General features: G+C 32.9%; 18 protein-coding genes. 6 read left to right on the forward strand and 12 right to left on the reverse strand.

The window, feature by feature from the left end; translation table 11 throughout:
• Positions 1-353 precede the first annotated feature (353 nt).
• Together lpxK and OYT91_RS17490 are read left to right on the forward strand one after the other, a co-directional pair.
• On the forward strand, positions 354-1,379 hold the full coding sequence (lpxK, locus tag OYT91_RS17485) for a tetraacyldisaccharide 4'-kinase (RefSeq protein WP_269223682.1): 1,026 nt from the start codon (positions 354-356) through the stop codon (positions 1,377-1,379).
• Entirely contained in the window at positions 1,351-2,163 is an 813-nt protein-coding gene (locus OYT91_RS17490; RefSeq protein WP_281238946.1) for a purine-nucleoside phosphorylase, read from the forward strand. The genes lpxK and OYT91_RS17490 overlap by 29 nt, the downstream gene beginning before the upstream one ends.
• On the opposite strand, the gene OYT91_RS17495 is transcribed toward OYT91_RS17490, so the two are convergent.
• Genes OYT91_RS17495 through lipA form a run of 3 tightly spaced genes read right to left on the reverse strand, consistent with a single transcriptional unit; the run spans position 2,150 to position 6,269 of the window.
• The gene (locus OYT91_RS17495) at positions 2,150-4,342 is read right to left on the reverse strand and encodes a tetratricopeptide repeat-containing hybrid sensor histidine kinase/response regulator (protein ID WP_281238947.1); all 2,193 of its coding nucleotides are present in this window, start codon (positions 4,340-4,342) and stop codon (positions 2,150-2,152) included. The two genes, OYT91_RS17490 and OYT91_RS17495, sit on opposite strands and share 14 nt — an antisense overlap.
• Before the next feature lie 8 nt (positions 4,343-4,350).
• On the reverse strand, positions 4,351-5,358 hold the full coding sequence (gene gap, locus OYT91_RS17500) for a type I glyceraldehyde-3-phosphate dehydrogenase (protein WP_281238948.1): 1,008 nt from the start codon (positions 5,356-5,358) through the stop codon (positions 4,351-4,353).
• Positions 5,359-5,399: 41 nt separating this feature from the next.
• Positions 5,400-6,269, reverse strand: coding sequence for a lipoyl synthase (gene lipA / locus OYT91_RS17505; protein ID WP_269223678.1), 870 nt, complete (start codon positions 6,267-6,269; stop codon positions 5,400-5,402).
• 240 nt (positions 6,270-6,509) lie between these two features.
• On the opposite strand from lipA, the gene OYT91_RS17510 reads away from it, so the two are divergent.
• The gene (locus tag OYT91_RS17510) at positions 6,510-7,361 is read left to right on the forward strand and encodes a M48 family metalloprotease (protein WP_281238949.1); all 852 of its coding nucleotides are present in this window, start codon (positions 6,510-6,512) and stop codon (positions 7,359-7,361) included.
• An 89-nt stretch (positions 7,362-7,450) separates the two neighbouring features.
• On the opposite strand, the gene OYT91_RS17515 is transcribed toward OYT91_RS17510, so the two are convergent.
• From OYT91_RS17515 to recF, 9 genes are all read right to left on the reverse strand, one after another.
• Positions 7,451-8,269: an energy transducer TonB gene (locus tag OYT91_RS17515; RefSeq protein ID WP_281238950.1), complete on the reverse strand. Its 819-nt coding sequence runs from the start codon at positions 8,267-8,269 to the stop codon at positions 7,451-7,453.
• Positions 8,270-8,543: 274 nt separating this feature from the next.
• On the reverse strand, positions 8,544-9,095 hold the full coding sequence (locus OYT91_RS17520; RefSeq protein WP_281238951.1) for an RNA polymerase sigma factor: 552 nt from the start codon (positions 9,093-9,095) through the stop codon (positions 8,544-8,546).
• Entirely contained in the window at positions 9,086-10,192 is a 1,107-nt protein-coding gene (locus OYT91_RS17525) for a glycosyltransferase (RefSeq protein WP_281238952.1), read from the reverse strand. The genes OYT91_RS17520 and OYT91_RS17525 overlap by 10 nt, the downstream gene beginning before the upstream one ends.
• Before the next feature lie 74 nt (positions 10,193-10,266).
• Positions 10,267-10,881, reverse strand: a complete 615-nt coding sequence (locus OYT91_RS17530) for an FMN-binding negative transcriptional regulator (RefSeq protein WP_281238953.1) — start codon at positions 10,879-10,881, stop codon at positions 10,267-10,269.
• 60 nt (positions 10,882-10,941) lie between these two features.
• Positions 10,942-11,955 (reverse strand): UDP-N-acetylmuramate dehydrogenase, encoded by a 1,014-nt coding sequence (gene murB, locus OYT91_RS17535; RefSeq protein ID WP_281238954.1) that lies wholly within the window; start codon positions 11,953-11,955, stop codon positions 10,942-10,944.
• 33 nt (positions 11,956-11,988) lie between these two features.
• On the reverse strand, positions 11,989-12,660 hold the full coding sequence (locus OYT91_RS17540; RefSeq protein WP_281238955.1) for a DUF2461 domain-containing protein: 672 nt from the start codon (positions 12,658-12,660) through the stop codon (positions 11,989-11,991).
• 6 nt (positions 12,661-12,666) lie between these two features.
• Positions 12,667-13,365, reverse strand: a complete 699-nt coding sequence (locus OYT91_RS17545; RefSeq protein WP_281238956.1) for a thioredoxin domain-containing protein — start codon at positions 13,363-13,365, stop codon at positions 12,667-12,669.
• A 119-nt stretch (positions 13,366-13,484) separates the two neighbouring features.
• On the reverse strand, positions 13,485-14,495 hold the full coding sequence (locus OYT91_RS17550) for a PDDEXK nuclease domain-containing protein (protein ID WP_281238957.1): 1,011 nt from the start codon (positions 14,493-14,495) through the stop codon (positions 13,485-13,487).
• 95 nt (positions 14,496-14,590) lie between these two features.
• Positions 14,591-15,670 (reverse strand): DNA replication/repair protein RecF, encoded by a 1,080-nt coding sequence (gene recF, locus OYT91_RS17555; protein WP_281238958.1) that lies wholly within the window; start codon positions 15,668-15,670, stop codon positions 14,591-14,593.
• 390 nt (positions 15,671-16,060) lie between these two features.
• On the opposite strand from recF, the gene OYT91_RS17560 reads away from it, so the two are divergent.
• From OYT91_RS17560 to OYT91_RS17570, 3 genes are all read left to right on the forward strand, one after another.
• Positions 16,061-16,840, forward strand: a complete 780-nt coding sequence (locus OYT91_RS17560) for a tetratricopeptide repeat protein (protein ID WP_281238959.1) — start codon at positions 16,061-16,063, stop codon at positions 16,838-16,840.
• Between the two features lie 101 nt (positions 16,841-16,941).
• Complete coding sequence (gene ribH, locus OYT91_RS17565) at positions 16,942-17,514, forward strand: 6,7-dimethyl-8-ribityllumazine synthase (protein WP_281238960.1); 573 nt, start codon at positions 16,942-16,944, stop codon at positions 17,512-17,514.
• 172 nt (positions 17,515-17,686) lie between these two features.
• Positions 17,687-18,391 carry a DUF6624 domain-containing protein gene (locus OYT91_RS17570; protein ID WP_281238961.1) on the forward strand — a complete coding sequence of 235 codons (705 nt, stop codon included), beginning with the start codon at positions 17,687-17,689 and terminating at the stop codon, positions 18,389-18,391.
• The last annotated feature ends 7 nt before the right edge of the window (positions 18,392-18,398 follow it).

The raw sequence follows: 18,398 nt of genomic DNA on the forward strand, positions 1-18,398 counted from the left end.
CATTTTGTAGTTTTAAATTATATTTACCTTATTGTTCTATTTGATTTAAATAATATTGTTTTTTAACAAAAATAAGGTTAAAAATCAATGAATTGAATGCTTTTGTTGAAAAAATGATCGTTGATAAATCGATTTATTAATATGATAAAATGAGGTATGTTTATTTGTTTAAATCCTAATTGAAGGTATCTTTTTTTGCTAAAAAGATATAGCGTAAAAAGGATTCGGTTTGATATTTTTAAAAAATGGAATAGCTTTTTTTAAAATCTAATTTCTTGTGTTTTTTGGCTTTGTGAAATCTTTGGTTTGTAATTACTTTTTAGTATTAGCTTAAAATGTTTTACTTTCGTAAAATGAATTTACTACGAAAAGTACTGTTCCCTTTTGCTGTTTTATATGGCTTAATTACGAGTATTCGAAATTTTCTTTTTGATGTTGGGATTCTAAAATCTTATTCCTTCGATTTACCTGTTATTGCCGTGGGGAATCTTAGTGTGGGTGGTACGGGAAAGACACCTCAAATCGAATATTTGATTCGGTTGATTACTGAAAAATATAAAGTAGCTACTTTGAGTCGAGGTTATAAAAGAAAATCAGAAGGTTTTGTACTGGCAAATTCATCTTCGGATGCTTTGCAATTAGGTGATGAACCTTTTCAATATCATCAAAAATTTGCGACTATTCAAGTGGCTGTAGATGCCAATAGAAAGAATGGAATCGAACAATTATTAACTCAATCAAATCCTCCCGAAGTTATTTTATTGGATGATGCTTTTCAACATCGAAAAGTAAAAGCTGGTTTCTATATTCTATTGACTTCATACGGTGATTTGTATTGTGATGATTATATGTTGCCTACCGGTAATTTAAGAGAGAGTCGAATTGGGGTGCAAAGAGCAGATATTGTTATTGTTACAAAATGTCCATCAAATCTTTCCTTGAGTGAGCAAAATAAAATTAAAAAACAGCTTAATCTTTCTTCTAATCAAAGTTTGTTCTTTACCTTTATTGAGTATGAAGATGTTGTTTTTTCTGGGGATAAAGAACTAAAAGTAGCTGATATTATAGGTCTTGAAAAAATACTTTTAGCAGGAATAGCAAAGCCTCAATCCTTTTTTAGGCATTTGAAACAAGAAAATGATGTATGTTTAACATATTCAGATCATCACCATTTTAGCGAAAGCGAATTACAAGAAATTAAAATAAAAGCAAACCATAAAATTATAGTAACAACCGAAAAGGATTATGTGCGTTTACAAGGAAGTATTTTGAGCGAACAGCTTTATTATTTACCTATAAAAAGTTCATTTCTTTCGGAGGGAGATAATTTTGATAAAATCATTTTAAATTATGTGGGACAAAGTACAAGAAACCGTTAGTTTTATTTCTAAAAAAATAAATTTCACTCCAGAATATGGTGTGATTTTAGGTTCTGGATTAGGCGGATTTACAAAAGATATTGCAATTGAATTTACCTTACCGTATGAAGAAATTCCAAATTTTCCGGTTTCGACAGTTCAAGGACACAAAGGAGCATTGGTTTTTGGTACTATTGGTAACAAGAAAGTAGTAGCAATGCAAGGTCGTTTTCATTTTTACGAAGGGTATTCTATGAAAGAAGTGACTTTTCCGGTGCGGGTGATGAAATATTTAGGAGTCAAAAAATTAATAGTCTCTAATGCTTCGGGCGGAGTAAATCCAAATTATAAAGTTGGTTCGATTGTAATTATCAATGACCATATTAATTTTATGCCAGAGCATCCATTAAGAGGTAAAAATGACGAACGTTTTGGACCAAGATTTGTAAATATGAGCCAGCCCTACTCAATTGAAATGATTGAAAAGGTTAAAAATATTGCTTTAGAATTAAATATAGAAGTACATGATGGGGTGTATTTAGGGCTTCAGGGGCCTACTTTTGAAACCTTATCAGAATACAGAATGGTGAAGATTTTAGGGGCAGATTGTGTAGGGATGTCTACTGTTCCTGAAGTGATTGTAGCACGTCACATGGAATTAGAAACGTTTGGAGTTTCAATTATTACCGACATGGGAGATGCGGAAAGTATTCTTACTATTTCACATGATGAAGTCTTGGAAGCTGCCAAAGGAGCAGAACCTCATTTGCGAAGCCTTATCAAAGAATTAATTAAGAGAGATTAGTTGTGTTGCTAAAGTTTTGTGCAAGTATTGTATAAAAATTTTCAGGAACAAATGGTTTGGTAATTACATCGGTCATCCCAAAGGAGAGAAGCATCTCTCGGTTTTCATTTAAAGATATAGCTGTTAATGCAACAATTGGAGTTTCCATATCAAATTCTCTAATGTGTTGTGTTGCTATAGTCCCATTTATACCTAATAAATGAACGTCCATTAGCACCATATCAAATGTATTGGTTTTTAATAATTCTATAGCATCCTCTCCATTGTCTAGAATGGTGCAAAATATTTCTTTATTCAACAACATTTTTTGAGTGATCATTTGGTTGATTTTGTTGTCTTCTACTACCAATATTTTTTTGTTTTTAAATATTTCTGGATTGTAATTTTTAGTTAAAACGGTATTAGGTAGCGGTTTGTTATCAACTTTAAAATTCAATTCAAAAGAAAAAGCAGAACCTTTTCCGACGGCACTTTTTAGTCTTATCCGACCACCTAATATTCGAACTAGTTTTTTTACAATAGTAAGTCCCAATCCTGTCCCTCCAAATTTTCTGTTGATTTCTACTGATCCTTGAGAAAAACTTTCAAAAACAGTTTTTAGTTTGTCTGCAGGAATTCCAATTCCTGTATCAATGATTTGAAAATGTATTGTTGCGGTTTCATTTTGAAAACTTCTCAATCTTGCAATAACGCTAACTGTTCCGTTATTGGTGAATTTTAATGCATTGTTAATTAAATTCATGAAAATTTGAGACAATTTTGTAGGGTCTCCAATTAAGTTTTCAGGAACGGCTGTGTCAATTTTCAGAATAAATTTATTGTTATTTACCGTTGCTATTTCTTTGAGTGAGTTTTGGATGTCTCCTAATAACTGCTTGAGGTTGAAATTAATATGCTCCAGCTCTAATTTATTAGAGTCAATTTTGTTTATTTCTAATATATCATTGATAAAGTTCGTTAGGTAATTACCTGAAAATTTCAAGGACGATAAATAATGCATTTGGGTTTTCTTTGGATTTTCTTCCAGCAGTAAATGTGTAATTCCATTAATTGCATTCAATGGAGTTCGCAACTCGTGACTTACTGTTGATAGAAACTCCGATCGTGCTTTGGATGCTTCTTCAGCTCTATTTTTTGCGGCAATCAATTCATTGTTTTTTTCTTTTAATAATGAATTGGTTTGATTACGTATGATATTATTTTTGTACAGTGACAAACTCAAAAGTGACAAAATTGAAATGATTGCAATAGCAAGAATGCTAATAAGCTTAGAAAATTTATCTGCTTTTTCTTTTTCGCTATTTTCTCTTTCTAATAATAATTTTTCTTGTTTTCGTTGGGATTCTTTAAATATTTCATAATCATTAATGCCCAACTTTTCATCATTAGCAAGTAAAATGCTTTCTTTTAGATTTAGATGTTTTTTTAAGTATTTGTAAGCAGAGGATTTGTCGAGTAGCTTATCATAAACAGTACTTAAAGCAAGTAAAATATTTGATTTTTGATTAAGATTTTTAGTGGTATTGTTTAATTCAGCTGCCTTGTTGAAGTAATTTAAAGCAAGATTGTATCTTTTTCCTGAGGCTTCTATTGTTCCTATTTGATAGAGGGCTTCTGCTTTTGTGTTTGATGAATTATTATTTTCGATCTTAGCAATAATAGCGTTAAATAGGGATAGTGCCAATGTAATATTTCCTGTAGATTTTGCAATTATTCCTTTTTGAAGATTAATTTTATCACCAGGATCATTGATTTTTAACTTCTTTTGTATTTCTTCAGTTTTGAGGATGCAGATTTCTGCTAAATTGTATTTCTTTTTTTCGATATAAGATAAACCCATAAAATAGTAGGCATTGGCTACTTTTTCGTTAGGTTTTGTTGAAATGCTATTGAATAAAATAATGCTTTTGTTGAATACTTCAATCGCATCATTGTAAAGGTTTAGATCGAAATAAATTTTACCTAAGTTGTAGTTTTGTAGTGCTTCAGCTTCTTTTTTGTGGTTCTTTTTACAAAAATTTATTGATTTTTGGGTGTAAAATAAAACATCTTTATAATTATTGTTTTTTGTATTTTCATTAACTAATTTCGAGTAATAAGCAACACTGTCTATTTTGATGCTATTTTGAGAAAAGAGTAGTGAATTAAAAAAAACAAAACATAATAAAAAGTATTTCATGATTGATGCTATTTTTTATTATTGTTTAGCAATAAAATAAGATCAATAATTCTTGACGAATATCCTATTTCATTATCATACCAACCTACGACTTTTACCATTTTGTCTATTACCGATGTTAGCAGGGAATCAAATATACATGAATTTTTGTTACCTATTACGTCAACAGATACAATTGGGTCTTCAGTATATTCTAAAATTCCTTTTAAATTGGTTTGAGATGCAATTTTAAAGGCCTCGTTTATTTGTTCTATTGTAACGGAACGTTTTACATTAAAGGTTATATCAGTCAAGGAACCATCAGGAACTGGAACTCGAATGCCACAACCTCCCATTTTTCCTTCAAGTGAAGTAAAGATTTTGGTTAAAGCTTTTGCTGCTCCAGTTGTCGTTGGGACAATTGATTGGCTTGCTCCTCTGGCTCTGCGCAAGTCTTTATGAGGCTGATCGTGTAAACTTTGATCTGTTGTATAGGAGTGAATGGTAGTGATGTAAGCTTGTTCGATACCGCATAGTTCTTCGATCACTTTGATCATTGGCGCAGCATTATTTGTGGTGCAACTGGCATTGGATATAATAGTTTCCGTTCCGTCAAGAATTGATTCATTAACGCCTAATACTACTGTTTTTATGGTATCAACTTCAGATGGTGCCGATAGAATTACTCTTTTGGCACCTGCGATGACATGAGCATTAATCTCTTCAAAAGTTTTGTATTTGCCAGTAGATTCTACAACAAAATCAATATTTATACTTTTCCAATCCAGATTAGAAATGTTTTTTTCATGAAAAAACAAAAAATGTTTCCCATCGATTAGTATTCCTTTTTCATCATTGCTTACTGCAAAAGGCAAAACCCCGTGAATACTGTCGTATTTCACTAAATGAGCCATAGTTTTTTTGTCGGCAATATCATTTATGGCTACTACTTCTATTGAGGGATGGTTTAGAAGTAAACGAAATAAATTTCGTCCAATTCTTCCAAAGCCATTAATCGCAATTCTTGTTTTTGTCATTTTAAACGAGTCGTTTTTTTATTTTTTATAAGGGTTAGAAGCTATAATATATGTTTTTGCGCTTTGTAGGAGGAGCGTACTAATGGTCCGCTTTCTACATGACGGAAGCCTAGTTCCAATCCGTATTTTTCATATTTTGCAAATTGTTCTGGAGTTATAAACTCTTTGACTGGAAGGTGTTTTTTGCTGGGTTGTAAATATTGACCAATAGTTACAATGTCTACATTTGCATTTCGTAAGTCACGCATCGTTTGAAAAACTTCCTCTTCTTGTTCTCCTAATCCCAACATAATTCCTGACTTAGTTCTATTGATTCCTTTTTCTTTTAGGTATCTCAAAACCTCTAAGCTTCTATCGTATTTGGCTTGAATTCGTACTTCGCGAGTTAGTCTACGTACTGTTTCTACATTATGCGAGACTACTTCGGGATTGGCTTCAATAATACGATCGATATTTCTTTCTATGCCTTGAAAATCAGGAATTAAAGTTTCTAAGGTTGTGTTTGGGTTCATTCTGCGAATGGCTTTTACAGTTTCAATCCATATAATAGAACCGCCATCTTTCAAGTCATCTCTATCAACACTAGTGATTACGGCGTGTTTGATATTCATGATTTTTATAGAACGGGCTACTTTTTCTGGTTCATCCCAGTCTACAGTTTCTGGCCTTCCAGTTTTTACACCACAAAATCCGCATGAACGTGTACATACGTTTCCTAAAATCATAAAAGTTGCAGTTCCTTCTCCCCAACATTCCCCCATATTTGGGCAACTTCCAGAGGTGCAAATAGTATTCAGGCTATATTTGTCTACCAAACCACGAAGTTCGGTGTATTTCTGACCAATTGGGAGTTTTACCTTGAGCCATTTTGGCTTTCCTACTGGTAAAGTATTATCTAAAACAGTTTCCATATCTTAATTTTGTAACTGCAAAGATAAGGAATGTACTTTTAGAATTAGAGCTCTCGATTTGTGAATTTTGATAAAAATGGATTGTTTATAAAAGCAATTTTAAGCTTTTTATATTAAAAATAGGTTTTGTATATTAATTTTGACAAAGAGGTTTGTTATATCTAATTTTAAAATAAAACTTGATTCCGATGTTTTTAAACTTGTAGTATATTTGCAAATTCAAATAAATAAAACAAAAGTATGAATACAAAATCGATACAATTAAGTGCTTTGGCAATTGTGTTTGGGTTTTTTACTGCTCAAGCGCAAATTAATTTTGGGGAAAGAGCATTGGGCGCTGTTCAAAAGGGAATGACAGGATTTACTTTTAGTGATGCCGATGCTGCGGCTTTATCTAAACCTGCGGTAGATAAAATGGATGCAGAGAATAAAGTGGCTATACCAACAGATCCTTATGCGATTCGTTTAGCTAGCGTTTTTGGAAAATACACCAAAGGAGAATTTTACACCTTAAATTACAAAGTGTATCTAACAAAAGATATAAATGCTTTTGCAACTGCAGACGGAAGTGTGCGTGTTTTTTCAGGTTTGATGGATGTTATGGATGATAACGAATTAATTGCAGTAATTGGTCATGAAATTGGCCATGTAAATAATCACGACTCTAGAGATGCTATGAAAGCTTTGTATCAAAAAGAAGCTTTGATTGATGCTGCTGCTTCGCAGTCTACTAAAGTGGCTGCAGTAACGGATAGTCAATTGGCTAAAATTGGTAGTGCGATGATTGATAGTAAATACAGTCGTAAACAAGAATCAGAAGCCGATTTGTTTGCTTATGATTTTATGAAAAAAAATGGTTATGATGTGAATGCAGAAGAATCTGCGTTTCGAATATTGGCCAAAATGAGCCAAGGCGCGCAAAGTTCTTTCATAGATCAAATGATGAGCTCTCATCCTGAATCAAGTTTGCGAGCGGATGAAGCCAAAGCAAGAGCAGAAAAAGATGGTTTGTATAAGCCTTATGTACAAAAAATGCCAGTAGTTAAGAAAACAACGACTACTAAAAAGACTGCTACTAAAAAGAAAAAATAATTTTGTCTTAGTACTTTAGTTAAATAAAAAAATGAGAAAGTGGAACTTTTTAAAGTTCCACTTTCTCATTTTTTTATTTAAAATTCAAATTAATTGGGTTGAATTGTAATCGGTAAATTATAAGAAGTTCTAACTGCTTTTCCTTCATACATACCAGGAGACCATTTGGTTTTTAAGGATTTCAAAACACGAATGGCTTCAGCTCCGAGTCCATAGCCAGGGTCTTTTAGTACTTTTATGTCTGTCATACTTCCGTCTTTTTCAATTACAAATGAGACACTTACGCGAATAGCATTTTCGCTATCTAATTCTGGTTTTTCAAAATTATTGCCAACATAGGTGTAGAACTTTTTGATTCCGCCTGGGAATTCTGGCATTTTATCTACTACGTTGCTTGATAGAATGGTAGTGTCGGTAATGCCAGGGTTACTGGTTACTATTGTTCCGGTTGACGGAGTTGTGCCTGTTCCAGTTCCGCCTGTATTGCTATCCGGAGTGCTTTTTAGTTCAGTATTAGAAGCAATTTTTTCAGGACTGGCTAATGCCGCTTGAACGATTTCTGGATTTATGAGTTGTGTATTGGTATTAATGTTTGCTATAACTGGGTTTTTAGTTTTAGGCAAAGGTGCTTCTTCAGCTTTTGTTTCAGGTAGTACATAAGGGTCAATATCAACAACAACTACTGGCGGTAGATCAGGGACCAATGACGGAATTCTATGTTCTGGATTTAGATAATTGTAAACCGCTGGAATACTAATGGCTGCTGTCAAAAGTAATACCCCTATGAAGAGTGCGAAAAAGGACGTTTTGGTATTTTCCTGACGTAAATGATAAGCACCGTATTCTTTGTTTCTGTTTTCGAATACAAGATCAATCCAACTGGTTTCGTAGAGGTTTAATTTAGACATAATTTACGGATTTAATGGTTAAGTAGAAATTAAATCATAAGCTAAAGTATTTTTAGTTTTTAACGCAAATAACAGGAATTTTAGTGTGTATGGATCTGATTATTTTTCAACAAATTTGTTAAATAGATATTATTATACGTAAATATAGAAATATTTATCGAAAATAAATATAGTTATTTAACAAAATAAGTTTACTTAATGTGATTGGGTTTTAGCGGTTCTAGAGTAGTGGCGTAATGCCTTTTTCTAAGTAAATACTAGACTTTAGACGAAATTATCGTCTGTTTTGGATAATCTCCGAAAGTAATTTTTTGGCACGAAGGAGTTTAATCTTTACATTGCTCAGCGGTTCGTCAATTTTATTGGAGATTTCTTGGTAACTCATTTCCTGAAAATAACGCAATTGAATTACTTCCTGATAATGAGGTTTCAATTCTTTTATGAATTGTAATAACTGGGAAAGATTTTGTTCGGTAATTAAAACGTCTTCTGCCGAAGGAGTAGTGTCGGCAATATTATAGGCAGTTTGGTCTTCTTCGTCTGTTATTTCGATAAAAAGACTCGATTTTTTTTTGCGAATTAAATCGATATGTACATTCTTGGCAATAGAAATCAGCCAAGTGTTGAATTGAAATTCGGGATTGTATGTGGCTATTTTGTCAAATGCCTTGGAGAATGTTTCAATGGTAATGTCTTCTGCAGTGGTTTCGTTTTCGGTACGTTTTAGCATAAAACCGTAAACCTCATTCCAGTAGTAATCTAATAGAAAAGTAAAGGCAACTTGATTTCCTTTTTTTGCTTTTTCTATTTGTTTGCTTATTTCCAATGGGTAGGTTTTGAAAAAATGTTAGTTACAAAGACATTAATTTGGGTGAATATAAGTATAATTTCTATAATAGGATACCAATACATCACATCTTTTTCTTTTAATTTACCCGCTGCAAATCCAGTAACAATCCAAGTAACTAAATATCGGAATCCGATAAGGCTTACGACTAATATCCATTGAAATTGAAATGCTAATAATACAATTGGTATTATTAGAAACAATAATTGAGAACTAAAGAATATTGCTAATTGTATTTTGTCAAATGCTTTATAATGTGTTGCAGTGGCGACATGTCTTCTTTTTTGAATAAACCAATCCTTAAATGTAGTTTTTGGCGCCGAATATGTAAAACTTTCAGGTGAATAACTTATTGTGGTGTTATCTGAATTTGCTGCTTGATTGATAAATAAATCATCATCTCCTGAACGAATTTGAATGTGGTCAATAAAACCGTTGACATTGAAAAATTCTTCTTTTTTGTATGCCAAATTACGGCCTACACCCATATAAGGTTTACCCATTTTTGCCCACGAAAAATATTGTATGGCTGTCAGTAAAGTTTCGAATCGGATTATTTTATTGAGTAATGAATTGGCTATTTTTTCATAACCACTATAACCCAAAACTATAGTTTTTTCTTTGGTGAACTGAGAACTCATTGCAGTTATCCAATCTTTGGAGGTTGGGTAACAATCAGCATCTGTAAAAAGTAAATGTTCTTTTTTGGCTGCTTTTATTCCCAGTGTTAATGCATATTTTTTATTTCCCCAAAAAGCTTCGTTGTTTTTAACTTTAACAAGTTTTATATTGGAATATGTTTTTTCAAATTCTTCAAATACATCCAAGGTGTTATCGCTTGATGCATCGTCAATCAAAACGATTTCATAATCAGGATAATTTTGATCGGCCAATAAAGGAATGTATTTGATCACATTCTCTTCTTCGTTTTTGGCACAAACAATTACTGAGATTGGTATATTTTTGGATTCGAATTCTTGTTTTTTTGCAAATGAAAACTTCCCAAAAACAATTAGATAATAAAAAAGTTGAATAACAACTATAGCAATAAAAAAGTATAAAATAATTGTAAGCATCTTTTATTTTTTGGCTTTTAAAAACGATTGCAAATGTAATTAGCAATTGTCAATTATCAATATAAAATCGGAAATTACTTTTTATTTTTAGTCATTTCTTTTGCCACAGCAATAGATTGAGGGTTTTCTGTTTTTTCTAACTCTAAAATAATATTCGAATAATTTTTGGCATCTCTGTTTTGTGACATTTTATTTTGGGCTTGTATTTCTTCAATTTTTATTTCAAAAGCTACAATGCCACGGGTTTGTAGCATTGTTTTCTTCGAGAAATCGGCTACGCGAACGGGGCATTTGGAATTTTGCTCGTATTTGTCGACTAATTTTGTTAATGAATCAATTACGGCATCTCCTTTGATGATTTTTATTTTTCCATATACATGTACAGCTGAGTAATTCCAAGTAGGTACATTTTCGTGATCGTACCAAGAAGAAGAAATATAGGAGTGAGGCCCCGTAAATACAGCCAAAACTTGATCATTCGTTTGAAAAGCTGTCGATTGTGGGTTTTCTTTTGCGATATGACCGTGTAAAACCTCTTCGCCTTCTTTATTGATTTCGAGTTCCAATGGAATGTGGGTTGCCCATAATTTTCCATTGGTTTGATTTATAAGAATTCCAAAAGCATTTTCTTTTAGAAATTTCTGAATCGACTCTTTGTCTTTGTTCTTGTATAAATCAGGAATGTACATGTTAAGCTATTTAAGATTTTAGATTTAGGATTACTTTAATCTGAATTCTAAAATTTGCATTTAGATGATATTCACTTCGGCTTCAATATGAATGCCAAATGTGTTGAAGACAGTATCCTGAACGGTTTTGGAAACCTCCAAAATTTCTTGCCCAGTTGCTCCTCCGTAATTTACTAAAACCAATGCTTGATTTTTATGAATTCCAGCTTCTCCAAAACGTTTTCCTTTTAACCCAGCTTGTTCAATTAGCCAACCTGCGGGTACTTTAACTTCGGTTTCTGAAATTTCAAAGTGTCTCATTTCGGGGAATTTTTGGTGAATTGGCTCAAAATCTGTTTTCAAAAGAATTGGATTTTTGAAAAAACTACCGCTGTTTCCCAATTCGGCAGGATCGGGTAATTTGCTTTTACGAATAGCAATTACGGCATTACTCACGTCTTTAAGCGTTGGATTTGTAATGTTATTTTTAGCTAATTCGGCTGTTATGTCTCCGTACGAAGTGTTTATTTTGTGGTTATGTTTGGTTAGTTTATAAACAACTGAAACAATAATGTATTGATCTTTTACTTCATTTTTAAAAACACTTTCTCTGTACCCAAAGTGGCAATCTTCTTTGGTAAATGTTCTCATTTCTTGAGTTGCAATATTAATCGCTTCACAGGAAACAAAAGTGTCTTTGATTTCGGTTCCATAAGCGCCAATGTTTTGAACGGGAGTTGTACCCACATTACCAGGAATGAGCGACATATTTTCGAGTCCACCCAAGTTTTGATTTATGGTCCAAAGCACAAATTGATGCCAGTTTTCGCCTGCTTGGCTTTCGACCCAAACATAATCGGCATCTTCTTGGAGTATTTTTTTTCCTTTTAAATCAATATGGATGACCAAAGCTTCAATATTTTTGGTCAAAAGCATATTGCTTCCACCGCCTAAAATGAATTTTTTTTGGTTTTTATTTTGTTCTAAAATGGATTTCAATTCGGGAATACTGTGAACAGCAACAAATTGTTCTGCTTTGGCTTCAATGCCAAATGTATTGTAGTTTTTTAAAGAAAAATGATGCGAAATTTCCATAAAGAATTGTATTTAAGTTGTTGTCTTTTGAGTTTATTCTGAATATAAAGCTCTGTCGATAAAATGATTGAAAGGTTTTAAGGCAATCATTTTTTCTACCATTGTCGTTACAAAATCTTTTTGAGTAACCAATTTGGTGTCAAATTGTTGAGTAGCGGTAAAGCTTTTTAATTTCAGGTATTCAATGGCTGGATCTTCTTTGTCATACCCTTTTGGAGGGTTTTTTAAAGTCGAATTTTCGTCTCTATTCAAATTTTGATAAATAGATTGGAATTTTTTTTCGTTTAAAATTTCTTGTAAATCATCATAGAAAAAGTGAATTTCTTTTCTGATTTTTTGAAGTTGATCGGGTTGTGGGCAATACAATCCGCCGCCTACAAAGCATTTTCCGTTTTCTATATGAAGGTAATAACCCGAAGCTTCAGCATTTTTGGCTCCTGCGGATATCCAAATCCCTAAATTCGTTTTGTAAGGTGATTTGTCTTTGGCAAACCGAACGTCACGGTTGATTCTAAACGTACAGTTTTTGACTTCTAGCATTTCTAAGGAAGAGTCAAGAGGCTTTAGAGCGTCAAGAAATGCAGCAACCAATTGATGGTAGTCTTTCTTTACGGCTTCGTAGCGTTTTTTATTTTCCAGAAACCAATCACGATTGTTGTTAGCCTTTAAATCTTCGAGGAATTGTAACGTATCTTTTGAGAGCATAATTGCTTATTGTAATTGAGTTTTTATTTCTTCTTCGCTAATGAATCCTGATTTTTGCCATTTTATTATTTTGTTTTCATATAATAATAAAGTAGGAAGTTCGCTTATTTTTAACTCTTTCATAATGGTTTTATTTTCGTCTGCATTCAATCGAATGATAACTACTTTGTCGGCCATTTCTTTTTGCATTTTTAGAATATAAGGTTCCATTTTTTTGCAAGGAGCGCACCAAGGCGCATAAAAATTGACTAATACTTTCTTGTCTGATTTTATCAACTCGGCATATTCTTGAGGGCAAACACCAATGATTTTGGTATCTGGTTTTGCTAAGCCTGCAGCTTCCCATTTGAGCATTCCACCGTCAAGATTGTAAATAGTTGTGAAACCTAATTCGGCTAATTTGTTGGATGCTTTGGCACTTCTTCCGCCACTTTTACAGTATACAAAAACCGGTTTGGTTTTGTCATATTTGTCCGTTTTTAAAACAAAACTATCACTGAGCCAATTCACATTATCGGAATTTTCGATATTTCCTGAGGCATATTCTTCGGGTGTGCGAACATCTAGAATTTGTGCATTTGGGGTATTCTTTATCTTTTCTGAAAAGGTTGTAACATCAACGGTTTTGACAGCTGGTGATGTCTGTCCGTTACAGGAAAGTATAATAAAAGATATAATAATTAAAAAAAAGTGATTTGTTTTCATTGGAGTTTAAGTCTTATAATATTGGTGTAAAATTAAACATTTTTTGCTTTTTGGAATCTTTCAAGAGGTACATATATTTTCTTGGGATTAAGAAAAAAATATTGTGAAATTGTATTTAATTAAAATTTGCTATTCTCTTTCTGTTTCAATTCTTTTTTAATTAAATCTTCCAGTTGGTTTTTGGGTAATAATAATTGGTATTCAGCAACGCCAATGGGTTTGTGGAAGTCTTGAAGCGCAATTTCCACATCCAAATGATTTTTGTCGGCACACAAAATAATTCCAATCGGTTGGTTTTCATCTGTTTTTCGTTCAAATTTATCTAACAAGGTTAAATAAAAATTCATTTTTCCAATATATTCGGGTTGAAATTCGCCTATTTTTAGTTCAATGGCCACAAGAGATTTCAAATCCCTATGGAAGAATAACATGTCTACAAAATATTCCTTCTCATTATATTCCAAACGGTATTGGTTTCCAATAAATGAAAACCCTTTACCGAGTTCCAGAATAAATTGTTTTATTTTTTCAACCAGTCGGTTTTCCAGTTCTCTTTCTTTTATGCTTTTTGTAACACCTAAGAAACCTAAATTATAACTGCTTTTCAGAATTTCGTTTGCATAATTTGCTGCATTTTCAGACAATGTTTCTTTGAAATTATGGCTTTTTTCAATCGTATTTTCTTGCAGATGTGTTTTGGCTTTGATATAATTTAGTAAAATATCTCTTGTCCATGCCATCTCCATTGTTTTTGAAGCATAGAATAAAGCTTCTTCATCGGAGCTTGTTTTGCTTAATATCAGTAAATTATGGCTCCACGGTAAAACTGCGACGCAGTGTCGCAGTTTTTCACTTGAGGTTTTATATCTTCCATAAAATTTTTTCATATCCCAAAGGTTTCTGGGTGAAAGTCCCATATCTGGGAAAGAAGATTTTAAGTCGTTTGATAGTTTTTTAATCATGCCACTACCATAACTTTCAGCAACACTTTTTTCCGAAAGCAGTTTGCCAATGTTCCAATAGACCGATATAGTGGTTTGGTTTATTTTTTTGGCAATGGCATTACGTGCCGTTTGTATTTCTGTAATACAACTGCTTAAAATTTCGTTATACACTATTATTTTGTCCATAGTTATATTTTATAATTATCATACGCAAGCGTGGAAATTCAAGTTCTAAATCTACTGCTTTTTTTGTTTTTTAGAATCTTGAAGAAATTTTAAATTCACAAATTAAAAATTGTGTAACTCTGTAGCGTTGATTTTACAATAGCTTCGGTGCGTTCTGGATGTGTGTCGGATATAAAAAGTTGTCCAAAAGTGTCGTTGTTGACCATTTCTATGATTTTGGATACGCGACTTTCGTCTAATTTATCGAAGATATCGTCAAAAAGCAGAATGGGTTTTACACCGCTTTGCTTTTTTAGGAATTCAAATTGCGCAAGTTTCAGAGCGATTAAGAATGATTTTTGTTGCCCTTGAGATCCGAATTTTTTGATGGGATAGTTATCGATTTCAAAAGAAAGATCATCTTTATGAATTCCGACGCTGGTGTATTGCAACATTCGGTCTTTGTTGATGTTTTGCTGTAATAATGTCAATAAATCATTTTCGAATAAATGGCTTTCGTAAATCAATTGAACCGATTCTTGTGAACCCGTAATATTGTGATGATGAAAGTTAAAAATTGGAATGAACTCGGCGATGAATGCTTTTCTTTTTTCGAAAATGGATTGACCAAATTGGGTTAGCTGTTCATTATATATGGATAAGGTATCATTGTCATACGTATGATTCAAGGCAAAATACTTTAATAAAGCATTGCGTTGGCTCATTATTTTTTGATATTGAATGAGCTGTTGGAGGTATTGCGAATCCAATTGAGAAATCACGCTGTCCATAAACTTTCTGCGGGTTTCGCTTCCTTCCACGATTAAATCTCTGTCGGCTGGGGAAATAATGACCAAGGGAATGAATCCGATGTGGTCTGAGAATTTATCGTAGGCTTTTCCGTTGCGTTTCAGGATTTTTTTTTGGCCCTTTTTGAGACTGATGACAATTTGTTCGGTTCTGTCGTTCTTTTCAAATTCGGCATCAATGACGAAAAACTCTTCGCCGTGTTTGATGTTTTGAACGGCTAGTGGATTGAAATAACTTTTCCCGTACGACAAATGATAAATGGCATCCAATACATTGGTTTTTCCGATGCCGTTTTTGCCTACAAAACAATTGATTTTGCTGTCAAAGTCGAAATTGGCTTCGGCAAAGTTTTTGTAATTGAATAGGGATATTTTCTTTAAATACATTTGAAGTTCTTGCTGTAATGATTGACTTTGAAGTCTTTTTTTTGACTTTTGAAAAGAGGGTGCAAATTATTGAAAAATATCGATATAAAGGATGGGAATTTGTGTTTTCGTTTTTTTACTGCGTTCGTGGGCTCGCGTGAGGGACAGGAGCAAGCTACCGAAGTAGCGCGTATGGCCCGACAGCAGCTAGGAAAAAGGGCGCTGACGACAAAGGGAATAGCCCTTTTTTCTAGCTGGTGGCACGCCCTAATTATTCGGATAGTAGGGGGTATTTTTTCTGGGAAAATAAGGGATTAGAAATATTTTTCTAAATTTTAATATAAAATCGAATTTTTTTACGTGCATTAGAATAAAAATTTTATTTTTGCCGTTCACTAAATTAAATTTTAAATGGCTACTTACAGTAAAAGAGGATATAAAACACCAAAAGAAAAGGAAGTAAAAGACGATGCAGTTGAAAATGTAACGATTGATGTAAAAGACAGTGCTACGGCTGAGGTTTTTTCAAAATTAGACGAAACAGCTTCTAAAACAGAAGACTGGGTTGCAAAGAATCAAAAAATCATAATTGGGGTTGTAAGCGCTATTACATTGGTAACTGTTGGCTATTTTGCATATCAAAAATTTATTGCAAATCCTAAAGAAGACGATGCTGCAAATGAGATGTTTGTTGCTCAATCTAATTTTGAAAAAGCAACTAATGGTGTAGCAAGTGATTCATTATACAAATTATCATTGAACGGTTCAGAAGGTAAATTTGGATTTGTAAAAATCGCAGATCAATATTCTGGAACTGCTGCTGGGAATTTGGCTAACTATTATGCAGGTATCGCTTACTTGAATACGGGTAAATATGATGAAGCAATTAGTTATTTAGGTAAATTTAGCTCTGATGATATGATCTTGAGTGCCTTGGCTAAAGGAGCTATTGGTGATGCTTATTCTCAAAAAAATCAACCGAAAGAAGCTTTGGAGAATTATAGTAAAGCGGTTGAAGCTAGTAAAAATGATTTTACAACGCCACGTTTCTTGATGAAAGCCGGTAAAGTAGCTTTGGCATTAGGAAATAAAGCCGATGCTTTGAAATATTTTACAGATATTAAAGAAAATTACGAAAATGCTCCAGAAGCTGCAACAGTGGATGGATTGATTGGTTTGTCACAGGAATAAAAAGATTTAAAATTGTTGATTTAAGAGTAGTGATTTTTGATTTCAAAACGCTATCTTTAATAGCTACAATTTAAAATTTAAAATCTGCAATCTTAAATAATATGGCTACCATAAATAAAAATTTATCTGATTACGATAAAAACACAGTCCCAAACGCGAAAGATTTTCGCTTTGGGATTGTTGTTTCAGAATGGAATGATACTATCACCGAAGGACTTTTTAAAGGAGCAATTACTGCTTTGTTGGAAAATGAAGTGCCGTCTCATCACATTATTCGTTGGAATGTTCCGGGGAGTTTTGAACTAATTTATGGTTCAAAAAAAATGTTGCAAACTCAAAATGTTGATGCTGTAATTGCTATTGGATGTGTGATTCAAGGGCAAACCAAGCATTTTGATTTTGTATGCGAAGGGGTGACTCAGGGCATTAAGGATTTGAATGTTCAAACGGATGTTCCTGTTATTTTTTGTGTATTGACAGATGATACCATGCAACAATCGATAGACCGAAGTGGAGGTATTCACGGAAATAAAGGTACTGAAGCAGCAATTGCCGCCATAAAAATGGCCTATATTCGTCAACAAGCTTCGTTGTCTCACCAAATTGACAATCAACATTTATTGTCTCCAGGTGCTTTGCGAATCGAGAATTTGCCTTTGCAAATAGAAGAGTAATTATTTCAAGTAATAAGTTAATTACTGAGCACTATTCATAAATTACTATAAAAAGAGCCTATACTTTTCATTGAATTGTATGGGTTTTTTTATGTTTTTATTGTGATAAACAGAATGTACCAAAGGTTCTTTAATTGTTTATATTTGAGGTTAAACATTTTAAAAATTAACGATGGTAATAAGTTGTATGCAAAAATATGCATTTATTATGTTGTTGTTTGTGTATGGATTAGCTAAAGCACAAGAAACAATTAATGAAGACTTGAAAAAGGAATTGGATGGTATTTATAAAATAGACCAAATTCTTCGAGAATATATTGATAATGAGACTTCTGATAGTCGAAAATTACAAATACTTAATGAAACAGGTTACTCGAAAGAGGATTTTGCTAATGGTAATGTGTATAAAATATTGAAAATTCGAGATTCTATTAATCTTAACAGAATTGAGGAAATTATTGCAAAACAGGGTTATCCAGGTAAAACTTTGGTTGGCGAACCAACCAATGAAGTAGCTTGGATTGTGATTCAACACAGCAATAAAATAGCAAATTATTTTCCGGTGATTCAAGAAGCAGGAGCTAGTAATGAAATACCCTTTACGAAAGTCGCTATGATGCAAGACAGAATGCTAATGTATGAAGGGAAAGAGCAACTTTATGGGACTCAAGTTTCGGGACAATACATTCTTAACGTTACGACTGGAAAAAAGGAGTTCTGGTACTGTGTATGGCCAATTCTTAATGCAGAATCTGTAAATGATCTGAGGAAAGAAGCTGGATTTTCGACGACCATTGAAGAGTATGCCCAAAGTATGGGAGTCACATATAAAAAGTTTACACTAGAAGAAATAAAGGAATTAACTGTCAAAGATTAATAGCATT

Origin of the sequence: Flavobacterium praedii, assembly GCF_026810365.1 — a bacterium.
GTDB lineage: Bacteria > Bacteroidota > Bacteroidia > Flavobacteriales > Flavobacteriaceae > Flavobacterium > Flavobacterium praedii.